Raw genomic sequence first — 20,459 nt, 5'->3', positions numbered from 1 at the left:
ATGCTCCCCTCTCTTTCCGCACTACGCGCTTTCGATGCAGCCGCGAAAACCGGCAGTTTTCGCGCCGCCGCCGAGCATCTTGTGGTGACGCCAACGGCCATCAGCCACCACATCCGTGGACTGGAAGATCAACTGGGCACCCTATTGTTTGAACGCGTGGGGCGCGAGGTCAGACTAACGGAGGATGGAACACGGCTGGCCGAAACGACTGGACGGGCGTTTGGGATGCTGGAAGACACGGTTGGAGCCTTGCGCAGAACATCACGCAAGGTTGTGCGATTGGCCGCCGGACCCATCTTAACGGCCCGGTGGCTGATGCCACGCATCAGCGACCTTTGGCAGAGTTTCCCCGAGGTCGAGCTTGAGGTCGTGCCTTCGTATCGTCCGCGGATGGCGGACCAAACCCACGCAGATATTGTTCTGAGCTGGCATCGATTGGCGGACATGCCGCGCGGCTCACTCAAACTGCTGGAACTTCGACCTGTCGCCATAGCAAGCGCGCAGTACATCGACCAATATGGGCCCATCGATGCGCCTGAAGATCTATTGAACAAACCCATCCTGCACCAACGCAATCATTGGGGCTGGTTGGACTGGTTTGCCGCGATGAACGTGCAGCCGGGGTCCCCCCTGATGGGCGTTGTGTTTGAAGATGCAAACATTCTGTTACGCGGGGCTGCCGAAGGACAAGGCGCAGTGGTGGGCTGGCTGCCACTGATTGATCAAGATCTCAGGGAGGGGCGGATTTTGCGCCTGTTCGACGAAGATATCAAACCCACACACGGCTATTTTGTCGAGGCACAGGACGGAAGCCGGGACAAGCGTGAAGTCCGGGACGTTATTGAGTGGCTGAGGTCCCAGAGCTGCGAACCTGGCTAAAAACATTGGCCATTGAAGGCAAAAGCACGCCGCTGAAGGCAGCGCGCTTAATTTGTCTCGTCGGACACAGATCGGTTTTGACCTGGCGCGTCCTTCTAAGCCTATGTAAAGCTTAGCTTCGCAGTCTGCTGCCCATGGGGTCAAACGGCGCCTCTGACAGAACACGCCCTTTGTGCGCCTTGCCAATCACCTGAATCACCACCTCATCTCCGGGTTGCGCCACTTCGGGGTTGCGGAAGCCAATGGCCAGTGATTTCCCGACCGAATAGCCATACGCCCCGGATGTGACCCGGCCAACAGGCGTGCCGTCGGGTGTAAAAATCGGCTCACTGCCGGTGGCATCTGCGTCCTCGGTCACGTCCAGTTCGAAGACCGTCAGAACTTCTCGTGGGGCGTTGTCCTTTACGGAAAGGTAGGCGTCCTTGTGAAGGAAATCCTTGTCGAGCTTGATCAGACCGGTCAGCCCAACCTCTTGCGGCCAGTATTCCTGGCTGTATTCCCGACCCCAGGATCCATAGCCCTTTTCGATGCGCAACGACCCCAGCGCACGCCCGCCAACGGGACCGCCACCGCAGTCTTTGGCGGCCTCAAGCAATGCGGTGTAAAGCGCGACCTGATCAGCCTCGGCGCAGTGCAGCTCCCAACCCAGATCACCTGAAAAACTGACGCGGATGGCCACACAGTCCACACCTGCAACGGTGATTTTCTGGGATCGCATGAAACGGAACGCTTCATTGGACAGATCGGCATTGGTCAGACGTGCCAATGCCTCACGCGATTTCGGACCTGCGACGTTGAACCCGGCAATGCGGTCTGTCGCGACCTCCAGCGTGGTGCCCTCGGGCATCTCGACCATCTGGAAAAAGCGTTGATGATAGCGCTCGGCCATACCCGATCCGATCATCATGTATTCGTCTTCGGCCAGCTTGGTAATGGTAAAGTCCCCTGCCACGCCACCGCGAACCGAGATCAGAGGCGTCAGGCAACTGCGCCCGACTTCGGTTGGCACACGGTTGGCCACTAGACGGTCCAGCCAGTCGTAAGCACCCGGTCCTTTGATCACGTAATTTGCAAAGTTCGAGATGTCGATGACGCCCACGCTGTCGCGCAGCATCTGCACCTCGCGACCAACCGGATCGAACCAATTTTGGCGGGTAAAACCGGTTGTCTCTTGGGCGCCGGGTTCATCCGCGAACCACAGCGGGTGTTCCCAACCGCAGTTCAGACCAAAGACACAGCCCATCTGTTTTTGCATTTCAAAGGCCGGGCGCACACGGGCCGGACGGCCAGCGCTGCGTTCTTCATTGGGGAAGTGGATCTTGAAACGGTGCGTATAGGCGTCTTCCACCCGCGCTTTGGTGAATTTCTTGTCGGCCCAGTCGCCAAACCGTGCCAGATCCCAAGCGAACATGTCATATTGCGGCTCGCCCTCGATCATCCACTGCGCTGCCAGCAAGCCCAACCCACCTGATTGCGAAAAGCCCGGGATCAGACCGCCACAGAGGAAATAGTTCTTCAACTCTGGCACAGGCCCCCACAGCATGTTGGCATCGGGCGACCATATCATCGGCCCATTGATCACCCGCTTGACCCCGGCTGTTGCTGCAACCGGTACGCGTTCGGTCGCGCGGATCACGTTTTCCATGATCCGGTCCAAATCGTCAGGGAACAGATCGTGGGCAAAATCCAACGGTGTGCCCTCTTCGGCCCAGAACTTCATATCCTTTTCATAGGCACCAATAAGAAGCCCGTTGCCTTCCTGCCGGAAGTAATACTCGCCGTCCCGGTCGGCGATCGAAGGTAATCGACGGCCCAGATTGGCGACTTCATCGATGGTTTCGGTCACGAAATACTGATGTTCGGTCGGTTGCAGCGGCAGCGTCAACCCTGCCAGAGCCGCCACTTCGCGCCCCCAAAGACCAGATGCATTGACCACCCATTGTGTGTGGATATCACCTTTCGGTGTCCGAACAATCCAGCTTCCGTCCTGTTGCTGCTCGGTCCCTGTTACGGGGCAGAAACGTTCGATTGTTGCGCCCATGGCACGCGCCCCGGCAGCATAAGCATGGGGCACGCCCGAAGGGTCCACATTGCCGCCATCGGGTTCGTACATGATGCAACGGATGTCATCGAACTGTGCCAGCGGGTGAAGCTCTTTCGCTTCTTCGCGGCTGACTTCGTGAAAGTTCAGGCCGTAAAAACGCGCTTTGGCCTCTTGCAAGCGCAATTGCTGCTCGCGTTCTTCGGTTTGGGCCAAGTACAGCGAGCCCGGCTGGAACACGCCGCAACTTTGGCCGGTTTCCTTTTCCAGCTCTTTATACAGGTTCATCGTATAGTGCTGGATTCGCGTGATGTTGTTGTTGTCGTGCAGCCCGTGAATATTGGCCGCCGCGTGCCAGGTTGAGCCACTGGTCAGTTCATCGCGCTCCAGCAGGATCGAGTCCGTCCAGCCGAGTTTGGCAAGGTGATACAAAATCGACGTACCGGCGAGACCGCCACCGATGACAACAGCTTGTGCGTGGGTTTTCATGGATCTGTTTCCCTAGATATGACGCGGCTCAGGCGGCGATTTCTTTCATAGCGGCAAGGAATTGAGCGACCTCGCCAGTTGAGTTGTAGTGACACATCGAAACCCGCACGCAAGAGTCGTAGCCCAACGGGGTGAGAATATTCCCTGAATAGTGATCTGCTTTGCGCAGATGGGTACGAATGCCCTGATCGTTCAGTCGTTTCACCACATCGACAGAGGCCACGCCCTCAACACGCAGCGAGACCAAGCCTTCGCGCGCCGGATTATCGACCCCACCCAGAATGGTGACTTTCTCCATTTCGGCCAGGCCACTCAGGTTGCCAGTACCGTGGATCATCGCATCGGTCAGCGCTTTCTCCTGCGTATGGATGGCATCACCCGCCGCCAGGAACTTGCCACGCCGGTCGCTGGCATCGCTGACCTGACTGCCCAACCACTCAAAATAAGACACGACATCGGACATGGTGGCATAAGCCCCGGTGTCTCGGGTCCCCATTTCCCAATTTTCCGCAGGGCCATCCAAAAGAGCGTTGTGGTCCAACACGGTCAATCGGTCGGATATCCAGGCAACACCATATCCATGACGCGAAAACACTTTGTAGGGTGAGATCACGTATCCATCGACGTCATAGGCAGTCAGATCGATCCGACCATGCGCCGCGTGCTGGATGCCATCGACGATAATGAAACAGTCGGGCGCTACGGCACGAATAACCTTTGATACGGCGGCCACATCCACGCCCATCCCTGTCACCGGCGACGTGTGCAGGATCGTTGCCACTTTGGTCTCTGGGGTGACGGCTGCTGCATAGGCATCGGCCGTCACAAGCCCCGTCTCATCATCATGCGGTATCAACACATGTTCCTGCCCGGCAATACGTGCCCAGCGATCGCAAGCCGAACGCGTGGCAGGATGTTCCAGCGTCGATCCCAGTACGACACCTGAACCTGTGCCCAGACAGGCGTTCATGATCAACCGAAACAGCAATTCAGTGCCGCTTTCCCCAACAAAGAACTGCCCGCCGGGCGCATTCATGAAATCTCGCATATCGGCTTTTGCAGCATTGATGGTATCAACAAGCGCATGTGACCCTGGGTTGTCGCGCCCCTGATTATCCGGGATCGCCGCGTAACGCTCAGAACTGTCCAGAACCGAATTCAGGGTCAGCGCGCCGCCTGCATTTTCGAAAAAAATGCGCTCACCCTGTTGGGGGCAATGGTCGATCTGGGCAAACTGGTTGCGGATCTGCTCTAGCAGGCTTTCTGATATCTGGCTCATGACATGCGATGCTTTGTGTTGATGGTGCGCGGTATGTCGCGGACCCTATGACGGTTCCACCTGCAGGACATGCAAAAAAAACGGATGCAATGCAGTCGAATTTTCTGCACCAAAGGCAAACACCGATTGGCTGGCTGGGGCGCGGTCGGGGTATCGAATACACCGCACGGAATGGACAGACTAACCAATCTGACCCTCCGTTTCAGCCGCGACTTTCAACAACCAGTTTTGAAACAGTCGAACCGCTGGCGTGGCATTCGCCTCGCGCAGATTGGCATAATACGCCCATGGGCTGTCGAGGTTCAGGGCAAAAGGCTCGATCAGAAGCCCGCGTTCGACATAAGGCCGCGCCAGCGATTTCGGCAAAGCCACACATCCCAGGGATTTTGCCGCCAATTCCAGCGCCAGGTTCGAACTGTTGCTTCTTGGGCCTTCTTTCTGGTCCAGATCCTTTAGCCCAAATTTTGCAGCCACTTTTTCCCAATACGCCGAGCGACCCAGAATATGGATCAGTTGCGCATCGTGCAATTGCTGTGGGTCGGTCAAAGGTTGATCACCGACGGTATAGCCCGGCGCACAGACCACCGTCAGCTTTTCCGCCCACAAACGCGTCAGGCTTTCAGATGCATCATCCCTATGATTGATCGTGATCGAAATGTCCGAAACGTTGGGGTCCACATCCGTCCAGATGGTCCCGTGGACAGTCACGGAAATATCCGGGTGATTTTCGGAAAATCCCCGAATGACGTCGGGCAGCCAGTTTGCGGCGAGGCTAACAGGACAGGAGACGACCACAGTTCGGGTATGCGGTCTAAGTACAAGTGACTGAGTGGCTACGTCAATTTCCTGCAACGCATGGCGCACTGAAGGCAGATACGCTTTGCCCACATCGGTGAGTGACAGAGACCGTGGGTGGCGCACAAAGAGCGGTCGTTTGAGAAACTCCTCAAGCGATCGGACGTGATTGCTGACGGCGGATTGCGTGCAGTTCAACTCTTCCGCAGCACTTGTAAAGCTCAGATGGCGGGCGGCGGCCTCGAAAGAGCGCAGAAAAGACAGGTGCGGCAGGTTCATCATGTGCAGTGATCCGGTGCGGTATATATGTCGAGTATGGCGTGACCGGCCCGGCCTCTTGTTCTTTTGCGACATAAACACTGTTACGCAAGCGACATGGCCACCAGCGGACCCACAAAAATTCCGGTGCCATAGCCCAAAGATTGTTTTCGTGCCGCCGGACACAATTGAGCCTAACATGTGAGCTGAGACCGGTATCCAGACTTCAAACGCAAGCAGGCAGCCCGTGGCAGACAGATTTCACAAAATAGCATGTTTTACTCTTGAAACGACTGCCGGAGATATCCCGGACTCGACGCTGAGCGCCGCAGCCAGAATGACGCTGGACACGCTGGGCATCACAATCGGCTCAGGCCCCATGACAGCAGGGGTGATCGCGCGCGAAAGCGCACTTGCCTTGTACGGCGCCGGTGACGAAACATTCAGCGCACGTATGATGTTTGATGGGCGTCGGGTCAGCGCCGCTGGGGCGGCTTATGCCGCTGCTACACAAACTGACAACCTGGACGGGCATGACGGCTACAACCCGACCAAAGGCCATATCGGGGTGGCGGTCGTTCCCGCGCTTGCAGCAGTCGCGGAAACGATAGGGGATATTTCTGGCCCCGAGGCACTGAGCGCCGTGACCATCGGCTACGAAGTTGCAGGGCGCGCCGGTATTTCACTGCACAACACTGTCAGCGATTACCATACCTCAGGCGCTTGGAACGCGTTGGGGGTGGTGGCCGTCGCGGCGCGATTGCGCGGAATGAACCAAGACCAGATGCGGCAGGCCATGGGTATCGCCGAGTATCACGGACCCCGCAGCCAGATGATGCGCGAAATCGCCAATCCCACAATGCTGCATGACGGCTCGGGCTGGGGTGCGTTGGTCGGGCTCTCGTCGACCCTACTGGCCGAAAAAGGATTTACTGGCGCACCCGCCATCACCATCGAAGCTGACGAGGTCGCGCCATATTGGCAGGATCTGGGCCAGTTCTGGCAGATGGAGCATCAATACGTGAAGCCTTATCCAATCTGCCGCTGGGCGCACGCTGCAATCGACGCCACACGCGCCCTGATGCGGGATCATGACATTACGCACAAGGACATCGCATCAATCCGCGTCAACACGTTCCGCGAAAGTGCTTGTTTGTTTCGGGGAATGCCGGACGACACGTCAAAGGCGCAATACTCCCTGCCGTTTGCGGTCGCCACCATGGCCGCGTATGGGCGGATAGGGGTCGAACATATAACAGGGTCCGGATTGTCAGACCCTCTTGTTGCGTCGATTGTAGACCGCGTTTCCGTTTTTGAAACCGAACGCCATTCGGCCCGCTTCCCGAAAAGCCGCATTGCTGATATTTCCATAACGTTGAAAGACGGCCGCATTCTGGACTCTGGCGACGTTCACGCCCGGGGTGGACCCGAAGCCCCTATGGATGACGCGGAAGTGGACGAAAAATTCATGGAGTTCGCGGCCCCATCGCTGGGAGACACCCGCGCCGCTGCCATCCGCGATGCCGTATGGGGGCTGTGCCAGCCGGGTTCCAGGTTCTCGGACCTTTCAGCGCTGCTCTATGACGCGCCAAAAGCGTAGGTGGGGCTTACTGGAATGCTATTTACGCTCCTGAAATACGGGTTGTCATCGACCTATCCCGTGACCGGTGACATCCCGGCGACACCCGATCTAAAGCCCAACTATGACGTGGTGATCGTGGGCGGCGGAGGCCACGGTTTGGCCTGCGCACACTACCTGTCCAAGTATCACGGCATCTCAAACGTCGCCGTTCTAGAAAAAGGCTATCTGGCCGGTGGCAATACCGCCCGGAACACCACAACAATCCGCTCGAACTATATCACCAAAGAGGGCATCGCATTCTACAAGGAAGGCGTTCAGCTTTATGAGGAGATGAGCGAAGAGCTGGACTTCAACGTGATGTTCAGCCAGCGCGGTCAGCTGACTTTGGCCCATACCGAGGCCACCTTGCGCAGTTTCCACCTGCGCGCCGAGATGGGCAAGCACGCGGGCACCAATATCGAAGTAGTGGATCCGCAAACCGTAAAAGAACTCAGCCCGCATCTGAACATGGACCAAGGCGGCCCGCTTGAGATCATGGGCGGGCTGTGGCACGCCGATGGCGGCACAGCGCGGCATGACGCTGTGGCATGGGGTTATGCCGCGCAGGCTAGCCGTCGGGGCGTGGAAATCCACCAGCGCACCGAGGTCGAAGGCTTCGACATCGACGGCGGCAAGATCACCACGGTCCGCACCAACCGGGGGAACATCTCTGCCGGTCAGGTGATGATTGCCGTGGGCGGCATGAATTACGATATGGCCCTTAAGGCAGGCGTTGAGCTGCCGATCCGCTGCTTTCCCTTGCAGGCCATGGTGACACAGCCGCTGAAACCCTGGCTGCACACGCTGGTCAGCTCGGTCAGTCTGCACACCTATCTGGTGCAATCTTCGCGCGGTGAGATCGTGATTGGCGGCGGCTCGGACCCGTATCAGCTGTATTCCACCCGCTCGACGCTGGATATGAAAGAGCATCTGGCCGAAGGCGCAGTGCATCTGTTCCCCTTCCTGCAAGGTGTGCGTCTGCTGCGGCAATGGGCCGGGATCACCGATATGACGCCCGATTATTCGCCCATCATGGGGGCCAGCCCGCTGGCGAACCTGTGGCTAGATTGCGGCTGGGGCACGTGGGGGTTCAAGGCGACGCCCGTGGCCGGGAAGTACATGGCCCAGACAATCGCCAACCAAAAGGTCGCGCCGATCCTCGAACCCTTCACCATGGAACGCTTCGCTACGTTCGATCTGCTCAACGAAATGGGCGCAACCGCCGCGAGTCACTGACATGAAGATTCTGACCTGCCCGATGAACGGCCCCCGCAATATCAACGAATTCCAGTGCTTTGGCCCTGTGAAATCCGACCCCGATCCCGCCACATCCTCGGATCAGGATTGGGCGCGGCATCTTTTCCGCGCAGACAATACAACCGGAGTGATCACCGAGTGGTGGCGGCACGTACCGTCCAACTATTTCTTTCTGGCCGAGCGCAACGCGACGACCAACGAGGTGATCCGCACATTCGACGCATCGGAGATCGCCCAATGACCCGCCTGCCCGAACCTTATGGCACGCGCATTCGGCGCGACACCCCGGTGCGGTTTACCTTTGAAGGTCAAAACTTTAGCGGGTTTGACGGCGACGTGATCGCCTCGGCACTCGCCGCAAATGGCCAGTGGATGCTGTCGCGCAGTTTCAAGTACCACCGCCCGCGCGGTTTGATGTCAATGGCCGGATCAGAGGCAGACACGCTGGTGCAGTTGCCCTCGGACCCCAACGTGCAGGCGGACCGGCACGGGATCACCGAAGGACTGACGGTCACGGCACAAAACGTCAATGGCTCACTTGCGCGGGACCGGGATGCGTTTCTCGACAAGCTGGGCCGTTTCATGCCCGTGGGCTTCTATTACCGCACCTTCATGGGCCCCACGCGTAATAGTTGGTTAAAGCTCTGGGAGCCCTTGATCCGCAAGAAGGCGGGTCTGGGCGTTTTGGACACCAATGCCGAACATAAGGACTTCGAAAAAGTAAACCTGTTCTGCGACCTGCTGGTCGTGGGTGGCGGTCTGGCGGGACTGACTGCAGCGATTGAAGCCGCTGAGGCAGGCGCCGATGTGATCCTGGCCGAGATGGAGCCGGATCTGGGTGGTGCGTTAACTTACCGCCGCGACGGCGCGGACCGGCTGGCAGACCTGACAGAGCGCGCAGATAAATTGGCCAACCTCCGGATCATGACCTCAACGATTGTGAATGGCTGGTACGAGGATAACTGGTTGCCGCTGATCCGGGGCAACAAACTGTTCAAAACCCGCGCGCGAGAGGTCATTCTGGCAACCGGCTGCATCGAACAGCCCGCTGTCTTCCGAAACAATGACCTGCCCGGCATCATTCTGGGTTCAGCCGCGCAACGCCTTATGCGGCACTATGCGGTCAAACCCGGTCAGCGTGCAGTGGTTCTGGCCGCCAATCCCGAGGGCTATCGCGTCGCGCATGACTTGCGGGACGCGGGGGTCGAACTGGCCGCAATTGTTGATCCGCGCGATGGCGGCTCGGGCGAAGCACTACAGGGCGTCCAGACCATTGCAGGCGATATCACTGAGGCGCACGGTAAAACCCATGTCACCGGCATCACAGTCGCCGGTCAGCGGATCGACTGCGGTCTGGTGGTGGTCTCGGTCGGGTCAGCGCCCAGTTGGCAGTTGCCTTGTCAGGCTGGCGCAAAACTCAGCTACGATGACGCGACCGCCCGCTTCTCTCTGGCTTTGCCCAATGGCCCACTGGGAACCGCAGGCAGCATCAACGGACCGGTCGCTGCGGATGTGGTGATCAATGATGCCCGCATCGCGAGCCATGCGGCGCTGGCTCGGCTGGGTCTGCCGCATGAAAAGATAGCCCAGATCGCCGACCCTGAAGCTGAATTGGCCAATTTCGAGCCCAACATCACCCCGCACCCCAAAGGCAAGGATATCATCGACCGTGACGAGGATATTCAAGTCAAAGACCTGCAAAATGCTGCGAAAGAGGGCTATCGCGAGCTGGAGCTGATCAAGCGGTTTACCACGGTGGGCATGGGACCATCACAGGGCCGCCATTCCGCTCTGGCAACGGCGCGGGTTGTGGCCGACGCCACCGGGCGCAATATTGCTGAGACCGGCGTGACCACGGCGCGGCCCCCGTTTGCGCCGGAAACGCTGGGGGTATTGTCCGGGCATCACCATCCCGCGCAGCGGCGCAGCGCGTTGCATCAGGAACATATCCGACTGGGCGCTGATATGAGGCCCGTGGGCGCGTGGTGGCGGCCCTATTTCTACGGGCCTGAAGCCGATGCCAACCGGCTGATCGAAGAAGAAGTCAAAGCGGTGCGCGAAGGTGTCGGCGTGCTGGATGTCTCGACCCTTGGCGGGTTGGAAGTGCGCGGCCCGGATGCGGGCGAATTACTCAACCGTATCTATACGATGGCGTATAAAAAACAGCCCGTCGGAAGATGCCGGTATTGTCTGATGACCAATGAAATGGGCACCGTGATAGATGATGGCGTCGCCTATCGTCTGGCTGAAGACATGTATTATGTCACAGCCACCACCGGTGCTGTGGCCCGCGTCTATGCGGATATGCTGTTCTGGAACGCGCAATGGCGGCTGGATGTGGATGTGCTGAATGTCACTTCTGCTTTCTCCGGGTTCAACATCACCGGGCCAAAGGCGCGTCAGGTGGTCGAAGCACTGCACAGCGACATCGACTTCTCGCGCGACGGGTTTGCCTATCTCGACGGGCGCTCGGGTTCGGTGTCGAGCATACCGGTACGTGCCATGCGGATCGGCTTTACCGGCGAGCTGAGCTATGAGCTTCACTGCCCTTCAAGCTATGCCAAAACCCTATGGGATGCGATTTTGGCGGCGGGCGAACCCGTTGGTCTGCGCCCTTACGGCCTTGAGGCAAGCCGCATCTTACGCCTGGAAAAAGGGCATATTCTGATTGGGCAGGATACAGACGCGCTGACCTCGCCGGACGAGCTGGGCTTTGACTGGGCCGTGTCCAAGACCAAACCGTTCTTCGTCGGCAAACGCTCCATCGAGATGCGCCGGAACAAGGGGCTGTCCCGCAAGCTGGTGGGCCTCAGCTTTGAAGGGGGCGATGTTCCGCACGAAAGCTGTCTGGTTCTGCGCGACGAAGTGCCGGTGGGGCATGTAACCTCGGTTCTGTGGTCCCCTACCCTGCGTAAACATATCGCGTTGGCCTATGTGGACGGGCGCGACGCCGAAATCGGCTCTCCTGTCACGGTGAAGTGTCGCAATGGCAATCGGGTTCAGGTGCCGGTCGAAGGTCATGCCTTCTTTGACCCGGACAACACGCGGCAGGAGGTGTAAGGATGCAGATCTATCCGTTGCAACCGGGCGGGGCCGCCGAGGGTGTGGCCCTTGCGTCAGGACCAGTCACGTTGTCTGACATGACCGCTCTGCCGCGCTTTGGCCTGAAGGGCCGCGGTAGCGCCGACTGGCTTGCCGCCCAAGGGTATAATCTGCCCGAGATCAATCGATTGAGCGATGGTGTTCTACGCCTTGGCGGCAATGATCTTGTTGTCATCGAAGGGGCCGACGACCTGCGCGCGGCATGGCAGGCAGCAGACGCGCCCAAAGGTTATAATGCATGGCGCGAAGAAACATGGGCCTGGATGCATCTGTCCGGCCCGCGGCTTGATGATCTGATGGCCAAGATTTGCCCCGTAGACCTGCGTGCAAACACATTCACCGAAGGCCAGATCGCCCAAACTCGCGTCGGTTACACAGAAGCGGTTGTGTGGCGCGCGCATCATAAGGGGTTGGACGGATTCTGCGTTCTGTTCGACATCTCCGCCACTGCCTTTTTCGCCCAAGCCATTGAAACCGCCGCTCAGGAGTTCAAGAAAGAGGCTGTACTGTGAATTCCCCTGTCACCATCCTTCACACAGACAACCCTTCGGGATCCAAGGCCGTGCTGGCCCAGCGGCACCCGGATCTGGAAATCCACACCTGCGACAGCTACGAGGCTTTGCCGCAGATGATCGCGGATACCAAAGCTGAGGTGGTCTATTCCGTCCGCTTTGCAGGCACACCCGGCTTTCCACGCCAAGCACTGATTGATGCGCCCAGCGTCAAATGGGTTTCGGTCGGCGGCTCGGGCACCGACCATATGAATCCTTGGGACCCTGAAACCCTTACCGTGACCAACGCCGCCGGAGTGGCCGCTGACATGATGGCGCAATATGCGCTGGGGGCAATGTTCCACTTTACGTTGGACCTGCCCGGGTTTCGCGCGGCTCAAACCCGTCGCGAATGGGTGTCGGGCACAGTTGAACCAATTGACGGCAAAACGGTACTGATCCTCGGCCTCGGCCAGACGGGTATGGCCGTCGCCGCGCGGTGCAAGGCGATGGGTCTGACCACGGTCGGTGTACGGGCCCGTCCCAAACAGACCCCAAATGTAGATGAAGTGTATGGCATGGACGATCTGCACGACCTTTGGGTGCGTGCGGATTTCATCGTCGTTTGTGTCCCGCTGCTGGACAGTACCAAAGGACTGGTCAATGCCCGCGCGTTTGCCGGCATGAAGCCCGGCGCCCTGATCATCGATGTCTCGCGCGGCGGTGTGATAGATGAAGCCCCTCTGGTTTACGCTCTGGAAACCGGCGCGTTGAAAGGCGCGGCGCTTGATGTCTTTACCATCGAACCACTGCCTTCGGACCATGTGCTTTGGGGCTTCGACAACGTGATCATCACCCCACATTGCTCATCGGTTTATGAAGGTTGGGACCTGAAATCGGTCGAGATGTTTTCTGACAACCTCTGGCGCTATCGCAAGGGTGAAGCGCTGACCAATATCGTTAACCCCGAACGAGGATACTGACATGGCACGAGAAAGACGTAGCACCCGGGGTGGCGGGCGACGAAGCAAAAGCGATCGCGGTAGCGCAGCCATCCGGCAGTTGCCCTGGCAGGATGTGATCAACACGTCCCCCAAGATGGAATTGCTGAGCGAAGAGCAACTGGATCAGCTTCACGCCACGTCGATGCGTATCCTGTCTGAAGCAGGTATTCGTGTCATGGGCGACAACGTGATGAACCTGTTTGAACAGGCCGGAGCCCTAGTGGACCGCGAAACCAAGACGATCCGTATCGACGAAAGCATCGTCAATGAGGCTCTGAAAACCGTTCCGAAGACCTTTACGCTGACAGGCCGCAACCCGGACAAACGGATTACGTTGGGTGGCGAACACGTCAATTTCGGTCTCGTGGCCGGTCCGCCGAATGTGGATGATTGCATCAACGGGCGACGTTCGGGCAATTATGAAGACTATTGCAACTTCATCAAGCTGGCGCACCACTTCAACGCCATCCACCTGATCGGCAATCAGGTGACCGCGCCGCAGGAAATGCCGGCCAATAATCGGCATCTGGATACCTACAACGCGAACCTCAGCTATAGCGACCTCAGTTTTCACGCCACAGCGATTGGCCGAGGACGGGCGATGGATGGCATCAACATGATGGCCATCGCTCGGGGTATCTCATTGGATCAGATGCGCGCCGACCCTGGGCTGATTACGATCATTTCCGTGAACTCGCCCCGCCTGTTTGACGACGCGATGGGCGACGGCCTGATCGCAATGGCCGAGCACGGACAGCCGGTCACTATCACACCCTTCACTTTGATGGGCGCTATGACCCCTGTCACCCTTCCCGCCGCTTTGGCCCAGCAAAATGCCGAGGCGCTGTTCGGCGTGACCCTGACTCAATTGGTCAATCCCGGCACGCCGGTGATGTACGGGGCGTTCACCTCGAACGTGGACATGCGCTCGGGGGCGCCCGCCTTTGGAACGCCAGAAAACACCAAGGCCAATATGATCAGCGGTCAGCTGACCCGCCGTTATGGCATTCCCTACCGAACTTCGAACGCCAACGCCTCGAACGTGGTCGATTTGCAGGCAGCCTATGAGACGATGATGGCAACTTGGGGCGCTGTGCTGGGTGGGGCCAATCTGGTCTATCACGCAGCCGGTTGGCTCGAAGGTGGGCTGACGGCGTCTTATGAGAAGCTCGTCATGGATGTGGAAATCCTGCAAAACATGATGGAGTATCTGAAACCACTGAAGTTCGACGAAAGCGAACTGGCGCTGGACGCGATCAAAGACGTGCCCACTGGTGGCCATTTCTTTGGCACTGAACACACGATGGAGCGCTATGAAACTGCGTTTTATGCCCCCATGCTGTCCGACTGGCAAAACCATGGCGCATGGGAAGCAGCGGGGTCAAAAACCGCGCTGAACCGGGCGACGGAAATCTGGCAGCAAGCGCTGCGCGAATACGAAGAACCAGTTATGGACCCAGCGATCCGCGAGGAATTGGACGCTTATATTGCCAAGCGCAAAGAAGAAATCGGTTCCGACGAGCCTTAAAGAAAAGGCCGGGTTATCAGCCCGGCTTTTGTTTACAACAGATCGAACAAGCGCCCCGGCACGTTTCCTTGTCGGGGCAAGCCCAAAGCCCGCATCAGCGCAAACATCATGGCCTGATTGGACGTCACCACGGGTTTGCCCAGCGTGGCTTCGATCCGGTCTACGGCCTCGACCGCGCGCATGTCGGTACAGCTGAGTACGATGGCTTCGGCTTCTGGATGATCGGCCTGACAGGCCAGATCGAACACCTCATCCGGGGTTAGTTCACCCTGCCCGTAATTCCCAAGCTCACGACCAATATCGGCGCATTTGACTGTTGTGATTTGGTTTTGCGCCAGAAAATCAACTGCCTGCGTGTTGATCTCGCCCAGATAGGGTGACGAGAACCCCACTTTGGTCACGCCCAAAGCCTTGATTGCTTGGATCAATGATCCGGCGGCGGTCAAAGATAGTGCGCCCGACCCTGCCTTGATGTCCTGTGCCAATTGCTCATCAAATGACGGGCCGTGTGTCAGGGTGGCGGACGTGCAGCCATAGAGCACCACATCGGGTCGCACACCTGCTATCATCTTCAGATCATGGCTGATGTCCGACGCCCCAAGACCCGCCATTTGATCCGAGCCTGGAATTTCATCGACGTCATACCCGCCCATGCGCTGGAAATGCACCGTCGTGTCCGGGCAGCGCATCAGCATCATGTCTGCCTCAAGGTTGGTGTTGGTGAACGGCACCAGCACGCCGATCTTGGCCCGTGTTCGGGTCTCATGGGTCATGACGTCACCTCTTTCAAAACGGTCAGGCACCGATCCATGACTGGTTCTTCACAGATGGTGGCGCGTAGACAATCGCCCAATCCATAGCCCCCCATCCCGCGCATCAGTAACCCTTGGGCACGCAGGGCATCATCTGCTTTTTGCGCCATCTCCACGTCCGCAAAACGGATCAACACGAAATTCGTATGGCTGGACGCGACCGTCAGCCCCAGAGCGCGGCACCCATTGGCGAACTGATCCCGAATGGCAGCGGTTTTGGAAACCGTATCCAGCATATGAGCCTGATCCCGCATGGCTGCGGTCGCCATGGCCTGCGAGGGTATTGAGACATTGTTCGGGTTCAACAGCTTCCGCACCTCACCGGCAATAGCGTCGGGGAACAGACCCCAACCCACGCGCGCGCCCGCCAATCCGTAGGCCTTGGAAAAGGTTCTCATGACCACAGTGTCGCCGCGATCTACCAGCGCGAAGACTTCGTCCGGGTTTTGATCCTGATCGGCGAACTCGGCATAGGCCTGGTCGACCACCAACAACACGTCCGCCGGTAACGCGTTACGCAGGCGCAGAATTTCGGCATTCGGGATCAATGTCCCTGTGGGGTTGCCCGGGTTACAGACAAAAGCAATCCGCGTTTGAGGCGTGATAGCGGCCAATATGTCATCGACCGAAACGGTCAAATCCACCTCACGCGCTTTCACGTAGTCGGCCTGCACTTGCGCCGTTGCAGAAGCAACGTAAGCATAGCCATAATCCGTGCCCAGCACCCGGTCGCCCGGCCCGGCGAATGCCCGGATCAGGCATCCGATCAACTCCATCGAGCCCGCACCGCACAGGATATTCCCGGCCGCGACACCATGGGTTTCGGCAATTGCAGCGCGAAGCTCTGGCCAATCGGGATCGGGGTAAAGTGGCATTTGGTCCAACGCCGCCTGCCCTGCCGCAACCGCCGCTGGACTGGCTGGAAAGGCGCTTTCGTTTTGGGCCAGAGACACGGTCTCGGGGCCTCCCAGATCTGCCAGAGCGTACGCTGCCATCTGGCGGACATGCTCGACCGCGCGGATCATGACGTCCCTCCATAAGCTTTCGCGCCTGCTTCGGTCACAAAACCACGTTTGAGGTCCAGCGCCAGGGCCTTTGGATCCCGTTCTGACGGATCGCCAAAGCCTCCACCGCCCGGCGTGTCGAAGATCAGGTAATCATCGCCTTCCACTCGCAGTTCTCCTTTGCCGGGAATGTCGCTGTTGCCATCGCGGAACCGGATGCGCCCCGGGGCACCAGGCTGGCCGCCCATTCGGCCCAAGGCTGGGAACTTCAGACGCTCGACCGAGAGGAAAACGATGAAAGGCGCGTTGTTGGACGAGGTCATTTCGATCCTTTGTCCGAGACCTCCGCGATATTTACCTGCTCCTCCTGAATCCGGCAACAGTTCGCGCCGCCACATCACGACTGGTGCGACGCTTTCTGTGATCTCGACCTGCGATCCAAACACGCCCGAGGGGTAGGCGGTTGCAGACAATCCGTCTGCGTGGGGTCGCGCACCGGTGCCACCGTTGTGGACAGGTTCGATCGCAAATTCCCGCCCGCCATTGGCCGCAACTTCGGGCGCATGGCGCATGGGCAGATCGAACATGCACGACGCACCCTCGGCCGGAACCTGATCCGGCAGTGCCTGATGCAGGCATCCCAAGACCAGATCCGGGGTCACTTGTCCCAGCGTATGGCGCATGGCGACCGGCACAGGGCGTTGTGCATTCAGAATACAGCCCTTGGGGCCATCCACCGTGAACGGCTCCAGCGAACCTGCATTGTTCGGAATGTCCGGGCCAACGATGCAGCGCAAGGCAAACACCGTATAGGCCGTTGCATAGTTCAACGGGACGTTGATACCTTTTTTCGAACAACCCGATGTGCCGGTAAAATCCACATGCATCCCGTCCTTGGTGACAGTCAGCGTGGCGTGCAACTCCAGCTCATTCTCATATCCGTCCATGCGCAGCACGTTCTTGTAAACGCCTTCTGGCACCTCGGCGATGGCCTCCAGCGCGCCCTTGCGCGAGGTTTCGATGATATAGCTGCCCAACGTGTCCAGATCGTCGATCCCGAACTCTTCCATCATCGCCACCAGACGGTTCACGCCCGCCTCGCAACAGGCGATCAGAGCGTAGATGTCGCCTTCGTTGGCGATCGGCTCGCGCGAGTTTGCGCGGATAATGTCCATCAAAAGCGCGTTGGGCGTACCTTCTTCGACCAGTTTACAAGGCGGGATCAAAAGGCCTTCGTCGTAGATGTCTGACCCCTCTGGCCCCATCCCCAGACCACCCAGATCGACCAGATGCGAGGTGCACGATGTAAACCCAACAACTTTGCCATCCTTGAACGCGGGCATCATCAGCAGAAAGTCGTTCAGGTGCCCCGAGGCCAGCCACGGATCATTGGTCATGTAGATGTCGCCGGGTTTCATGTCCTGCAGCGCAAATCGCTCTCGCAAGTGCAGAACAGCTTCGGCCATTGTGTTGATATGGCCGGGCGTGCCGGTCACGGCCTGGGCCAGCATCCGACCATTGACGTCAAAGATACCGGCGGAAATATCGCCACATTCGCGTACAATGGGCGAGAACGCGGCACGGATCAGGGTTTGGCCCTGCTCTTCTACTACGGCCAGCAGGCGGTTCCACATCACTTGCAAACGGGCGGGGGAAAGTTCAGCAGTCATTTTGCGCCTCCTTTCTGGTCCTGGACCAGGACAAGGTTGCCAATGGCATCCATGTGCGCCGAGAAATCGGCAGATACGAGCGTGGTGGTTTGCGGTTCATGGATCAGCGCCGGGCCGCGTACATGGTCACCGGGTTTCAGGTCGGCACGAGCCACAAAGGCCGCGTTTTTCGCAGCACCATCCACATCGCAAGTGATGGGCCGCGTTTCAGTGACGTCAAACGCCGTGAGGTCCGGTGTTTGAGGCACCGGCGGCACAGAACTGTCCGGCGTTGCGACCCGAACCGCCCAATTGAGAATCTCAATCTCCATCCCCGGCACGGGGCGCGAGAATTGCTTTCTGTATTCCTCTTCAAAGGCGGCGGTCAGCGGCGCAATATCGTCGCGCGTCAGGGCACGATCCGGTAGCTGGATCTCGATCTCGTGGCCCTGCCCGTTATATCGCATAAAGGCAGTGCGCTGGCTTTCGGTCGGTGCATCGCCTGCCCCTTTGGCAACAACCTCTTTTGCTTCGGCAATCATTGTATCGAAAAGGGCATTCACCCCATCCATATCCATACTGTCGAGCAAGGAATAGCGTGAGCGGACGATTTCGAACGACACCGGCGCAAACAGGAAACCAACCGCTGATCCAACGCCCGGATTGGGTGGGATCACGATACGCGACACCCCGGCTGAGCGTGCAACGCGGCTTGCATGCAACGGCCCGTTGCCGCCAAAGGCTATCATCGTGCGCGGCCCCAGATCCTTGCCGCTTTCAACGGCATGCATACGCCCGGCGCTGGCCATGCTTTCATCCACGATCCGGCTGACGCCGTCCGCCGAACCGACCGCATCCAAGTCCAGTTTCTCGCCGATCACGCGCGTTAGTGCGGCCTTTGAGCCTTCGGGGTCCAGTTGAATATGCCCCTCGGCAAACGTGTCTGGCACGATATAGCCAAGCGTGATGTCGCTGTCGGTCACGGTTGGATCTGTGCCGCCGCGCATGAAGGCCACCGGCCCGGGTTCTGACCCCGCGGATTTGGGGCCAACGGTCAGACGGCCCAGACGGTCAACACCTGCTATCGAGCCACCACCAGCGCCGATTTCAATCATCTCAATCACCGGGATACGCACCGGCATGCCCGAGCCTTTGATGAACCGTGCCGCACGTGCAATTTCAAAGGATCTGGAGGTCTGAGGACGCGCGTTGTCGATCAGGCAAAGCTTGGCTGTGGTGCCACCGACATCAAATGACAGGACCTGATCCAGCCCAGACCGCGCCGCAATCCGTGCAGCCAGAATGGCACCGCCCGCAGGGCCGGATTCAACCAGACGGATTGGAAACCGTGCAGCAGTTTCCACGGTGCACATCCCACCACCCGCAGTCATCATCAGGATCGGACAAGTTACACCCTCGGCCGCGAACTGTTCGACGAACCGGGACAGATAAGATTCCATCAACGGTTGAATGTAGGCGTTTGCGACGGTGGTGCAGAGCCGGTCAAACTCACGCGCTTCGGGACTGACGTCGGACGAGATCGAAACCGTTAAATCGGGACGGTGTTCAGCCAGAAGATCGCGCAAGCGTTGTTCGTGGGTGGGGTTGGCGTAAGAGTGCATAAGGCAGATCGCCACCGCCTCGGCACCGCTGGCATCGAGCTCGATCAGCAGGTGCTCAATCTGCGCCTCATCCAAATCGATCAGAACCCCGCCTTCGGCCGACATACGTTCGCGAATGACGAAGGATCGTTCACGCGGCACCAGAAGGTCCGGCTTTTCAAGATTAATGTCGTATTGCGAATAGCGCCGCTCGTACCCGATATCGAGGATGTCTCGGAACCCTTCGGTACAGATCGTTGCCACAACCGCCCCACGCCGTTCAATCAGCGCGTTGGTCGCAAGCGTAGTACCATGAATAAACCCGGTAACTTCCATTAGCGACCGACCGGTCTGCGTCATGACGCGCTGAGCGCCTTCCATAGCGCCTTCGGCTGGGTTTTTATGCGTGGTCAGGGTTTTCGTCGACGCCAGTATCGTCTCATCCCCCGAGACCAAAACTGTGTCGGTAAAGGTGCCACCAATATCGATGGCAAGGCGTAGCGCGGTAGTCATTTGGTATTCCGTTGTCGTCTGAAAGCATGCAGGTAGTTCGCCCCGCAGGGCGGCTACCGGCGCGGTGTCACCAGATCACAACCGGTTGCACGGCGGTCCAGACGATTGGGGATACACAAACGAGTCATACCGTTCT

At 58.6% G+C, this 20,459-nt stretch carries 15 protein-coding genes; 8 read left to right on the top strand and 7 right to left on the bottom strand.

From position 1 onward, the window contains the following. Positions 1 to 879, top strand: a complete 879-nt coding sequence (locus tag ACXADZ_RS21750) for a LysR family transcriptional regulator (RefSeq protein ID WP_171187734.1) — start codon at positions 1 to 3, stop codon at positions 877 to 879. Positions 880 to 991: 112 nt separating this feature from the next. On the opposite strand, the gene ACXADZ_RS21745 is transcribed toward ACXADZ_RS21750, so the two are convergent. From ACXADZ_RS21745 to ACXADZ_RS21735, 3 genes are all read right to left on the bottom strand, one after another. Continuing rightward, complete coding sequence (locus tag ACXADZ_RS21745) at positions 992 to 3,409, bottom strand: GcvT family protein (RefSeq protein WP_171187732.1); 2,418 nt, start codon at positions 3,407 to 3,409, stop codon at positions 992 to 994. A 28-nt stretch (positions 3,410 to 3,437) separates the two neighbouring features. Beyond that, positions 3,438 to 4,688, bottom strand: a complete 1,251-nt coding sequence (locus tag ACXADZ_RS21740) for an aminotransferase class V-fold PLP-dependent enzyme (protein WP_475199856.1) — start codon at positions 4,686 to 4,688, stop codon at positions 3,438 to 3,440. A gap of 180 nt (positions 4,689 to 4,868) precedes the next feature. Then, complete coding sequence (locus ACXADZ_RS21735) at positions 4,869 to 5,765, bottom strand: LysR substrate-binding domain-containing protein (RefSeq protein WP_475199853.1); 897 nt, start codon at positions 5,763 to 5,765, stop codon at positions 4,869 to 4,871. Between the two features lie 223 nt (positions 5,766 to 5,988). Here ACXADZ_RS21735 and ACXADZ_RS21730 point away from each other — a divergent pair, with 223 nt between their 5' ends. The 7 genes from ACXADZ_RS21730 to ACXADZ_RS21700 are packed head-to-tail and all read left to right on the top strand — an operon-like array spanning position 5,989 to position 14,744. Next, a complete protein-coding gene (locus tag ACXADZ_RS21730; RefSeq protein ID WP_475199851.1) occupies positions 5,989 to 7,341 on the top strand; it encodes an MmgE/PrpD family protein in 1,353 nt (450 codons plus the stop codon). 15 nt (positions 7,342 to 7,356) lie between these two features. After that, positions 7,357 to 8,598, top strand: coding sequence for an FAD-dependent oxidoreductase (locus ACXADZ_RS21725; RefSeq protein WP_475199849.1), 1,242 nt, complete (start codon positions 7,357 to 7,359; stop codon positions 8,596 to 8,598). Between the two features lies 1 nt (position 8,599). Then, on the top strand, positions 8,600 to 8,860 hold the full coding sequence (locus ACXADZ_RS21720; RefSeq protein WP_171669836.1) for a sarcosine oxidase subunit delta: 261 nt from the start codon (positions 8,600 to 8,602) through the stop codon (positions 8,858 to 8,860). After that, complete coding sequence (locus ACXADZ_RS21715) at positions 8,857 to 11,679, top strand: 2Fe-2S iron-sulfur cluster-binding protein (RefSeq protein WP_475199847.1); 2,823 nt, start codon at positions 8,857 to 8,859, stop codon at positions 11,677 to 11,679. Before ACXADZ_RS21720 ends, ACXADZ_RS21715 begins: the two co-directional genes overlap by 4 nt. A 2-nt stretch (positions 11,680 to 11,681) precedes the next feature. Next, the gene (locus tag ACXADZ_RS21710; RefSeq protein WP_475199845.1) at positions 11,682 to 12,233 is read left to right on the top strand and encodes a hypothetical protein; all 552 of its coding nucleotides are present in this window, start codon (positions 11,682 to 11,684) and stop codon (positions 12,231 to 12,233) included. Continuing rightward, positions 12,230 to 13,195 carry a D-2-hydroxyacid dehydrogenase gene (locus ACXADZ_RS21705; RefSeq protein ID WP_475199844.1) on the top strand — a complete coding sequence of 322 codons (966 nt, stop codon included), beginning with the start codon at positions 12,230 to 12,232 and terminating at the stop codon, positions 13,193 to 13,195. Before ACXADZ_RS21710 ends, ACXADZ_RS21705 begins: the two co-directional genes overlap by 4 nt. Before the next feature lies 1 nt (position 13,196). Next, the gene (locus ACXADZ_RS21700) at positions 13,197 to 14,744 is read left to right on the top strand and encodes a trimethylamine methyltransferase family protein (RefSeq protein ID WP_475199842.1); all 1,548 of its coding nucleotides are present in this window, start codon (positions 13,197 to 13,199) and stop codon (positions 14,742 to 14,744) included. Between the two features lie 32 nt (positions 14,745 to 14,776). Here the strand turns inward: ACXADZ_RS21700 and ACXADZ_RS21695 are convergent, their stop codons facing one another. The 4 genes from ACXADZ_RS21695 to ACXADZ_RS21680 are packed head-to-tail and all read right to left on the bottom strand — an operon-like array spanning position 14,777 to position 20,323. Further along, positions 14,777 to 15,517 (bottom strand): maleate cis-trans isomerase family protein, encoded by a 741-nt coding sequence (locus ACXADZ_RS21695; protein ID WP_171669831.1) that lies wholly within the window; start codon positions 15,515 to 15,517, stop codon positions 14,777 to 14,779. Continuing rightward, positions 15,514 to 16,581, bottom strand: a complete 1,068-nt coding sequence (locus ACXADZ_RS21690; RefSeq protein ID WP_475199841.1) for a pyridoxal phosphate-dependent aminotransferase — start codon at positions 16,579 to 16,581, stop codon at positions 15,514 to 15,516. Before ACXADZ_RS21690 ends, ACXADZ_RS21695 begins: the two co-directional genes overlap by 4 nt. After that, positions 16,578 to 18,230, bottom strand: a complete 1,653-nt coding sequence (locus ACXADZ_RS21685; protein ID WP_475199839.1) for a hydantoinase B/oxoprolinase family protein — start codon at positions 18,228 to 18,230, stop codon at positions 16,578 to 16,580. Before ACXADZ_RS21685 ends, ACXADZ_RS21690 begins: the two co-directional genes overlap by 4 nt. Beyond that, the gene (locus ACXADZ_RS21680) at positions 18,227 to 20,323 is read right to left on the bottom strand and encodes a hydantoinase/oxoprolinase family protein (protein WP_475199838.1); all 2,097 of its coding nucleotides are present in this window, start codon (positions 20,321 to 20,323) and stop codon (positions 18,227 to 18,229) included. Before ACXADZ_RS21680 ends, ACXADZ_RS21685 begins: the two co-directional genes overlap by 4 nt. Between the last annotated feature and the right edge of the window lie 136 nt (positions 20,324 to 20,459).

Source organism: Ruegeria sp. ABM4_193 (assembly GCF_056158705.1).
Note: the sequence above shows the minus strand (reverse complement) of the source record. Positions and strands in the feature narration are given on the sequence as shown.

Coding starts and splice junctions, on each gene's coding strand:
- ACXADZ_RS21680 (WP_475199838.1), bottom strand. CDS start 20,323: ATGACTACCGCGCTACGCCTTGCCATCGATATTGGTGGCACCTTTACC.
- ACXADZ_RS21710 (WP_475199845.1), top strand. CDS start 11,682: ATGCAGATCTATCCGTTGCAACCGGGCGGGGCCGCCGAGGGTGTGGCC.
- ACXADZ_RS21715 (WP_475199847.1), top strand. CDS start 8,857: ATGACCCGCCTGCCCGAACCTTATGGCACGCGCATTCGGCGCGACACC.
- ACXADZ_RS21725 (WP_475199849.1), top strand. CDS start 7,357: ATGCTATTTACGCTCCTGAAATACGGGTTGTCATCGACCTATCCCGTG.
- ACXADZ_RS21750 (WP_171187734.1), top strand. CDS start 1: ATGCTCCCCTCTCTTTCCGCACTACGCGCTTTCGATGCAGCCGCGAAA.
- ACXADZ_RS21740 (WP_475199856.1), bottom strand. CDS start 4,688: ATGAGCCAGATATCAGAAAGCCTGCTAGAGCAGATCCGCAACCAGTTT.
- ACXADZ_RS21745 (WP_171187732.1), bottom strand. CDS start 3,409: ATGAAAACCCACGCACAAGCTGTTGTCATCGGTGGCGGTCTCGCCGGT.
- ACXADZ_RS21685 (WP_475199839.1), bottom strand. CDS start 18,230: ATGACTGCTGAACTTTCCCCCGCCCGTTTGCAAGTGATGTGGAACCGC.
- ACXADZ_RS21690 (WP_475199841.1), bottom strand. CDS start 16,581: ATGATCCGCGCGGTCGAGCATGTCCGCCAGATGGCAGCGTACGCTCTG.
- ACXADZ_RS21735 (WP_475199853.1), bottom strand. CDS start 5,765: ATGATGAACCTGCCGCACCTGTCTTTTCTGCGCTCTTTCGAGGCCGCC.
- ACXADZ_RS21695 (WP_171669831.1), bottom strand. CDS start 15,517: ATGACCCATGAGACCCGAACACGGGCCAAGATCGGCGTGCTGGTGCCG.
- ACXADZ_RS21720 (WP_171669836.1), top strand. CDS start 8,600: ATGAAGATTCTGACCTGCCCGATGAACGGCCCCCGCAATATCAACGAA.
- ACXADZ_RS21700 (WP_475199842.1), top strand. CDS start 13,197: ATGGCACGAGAAAGACGTAGCACCCGGGGTGGCGGGCGACGAAGCAAA.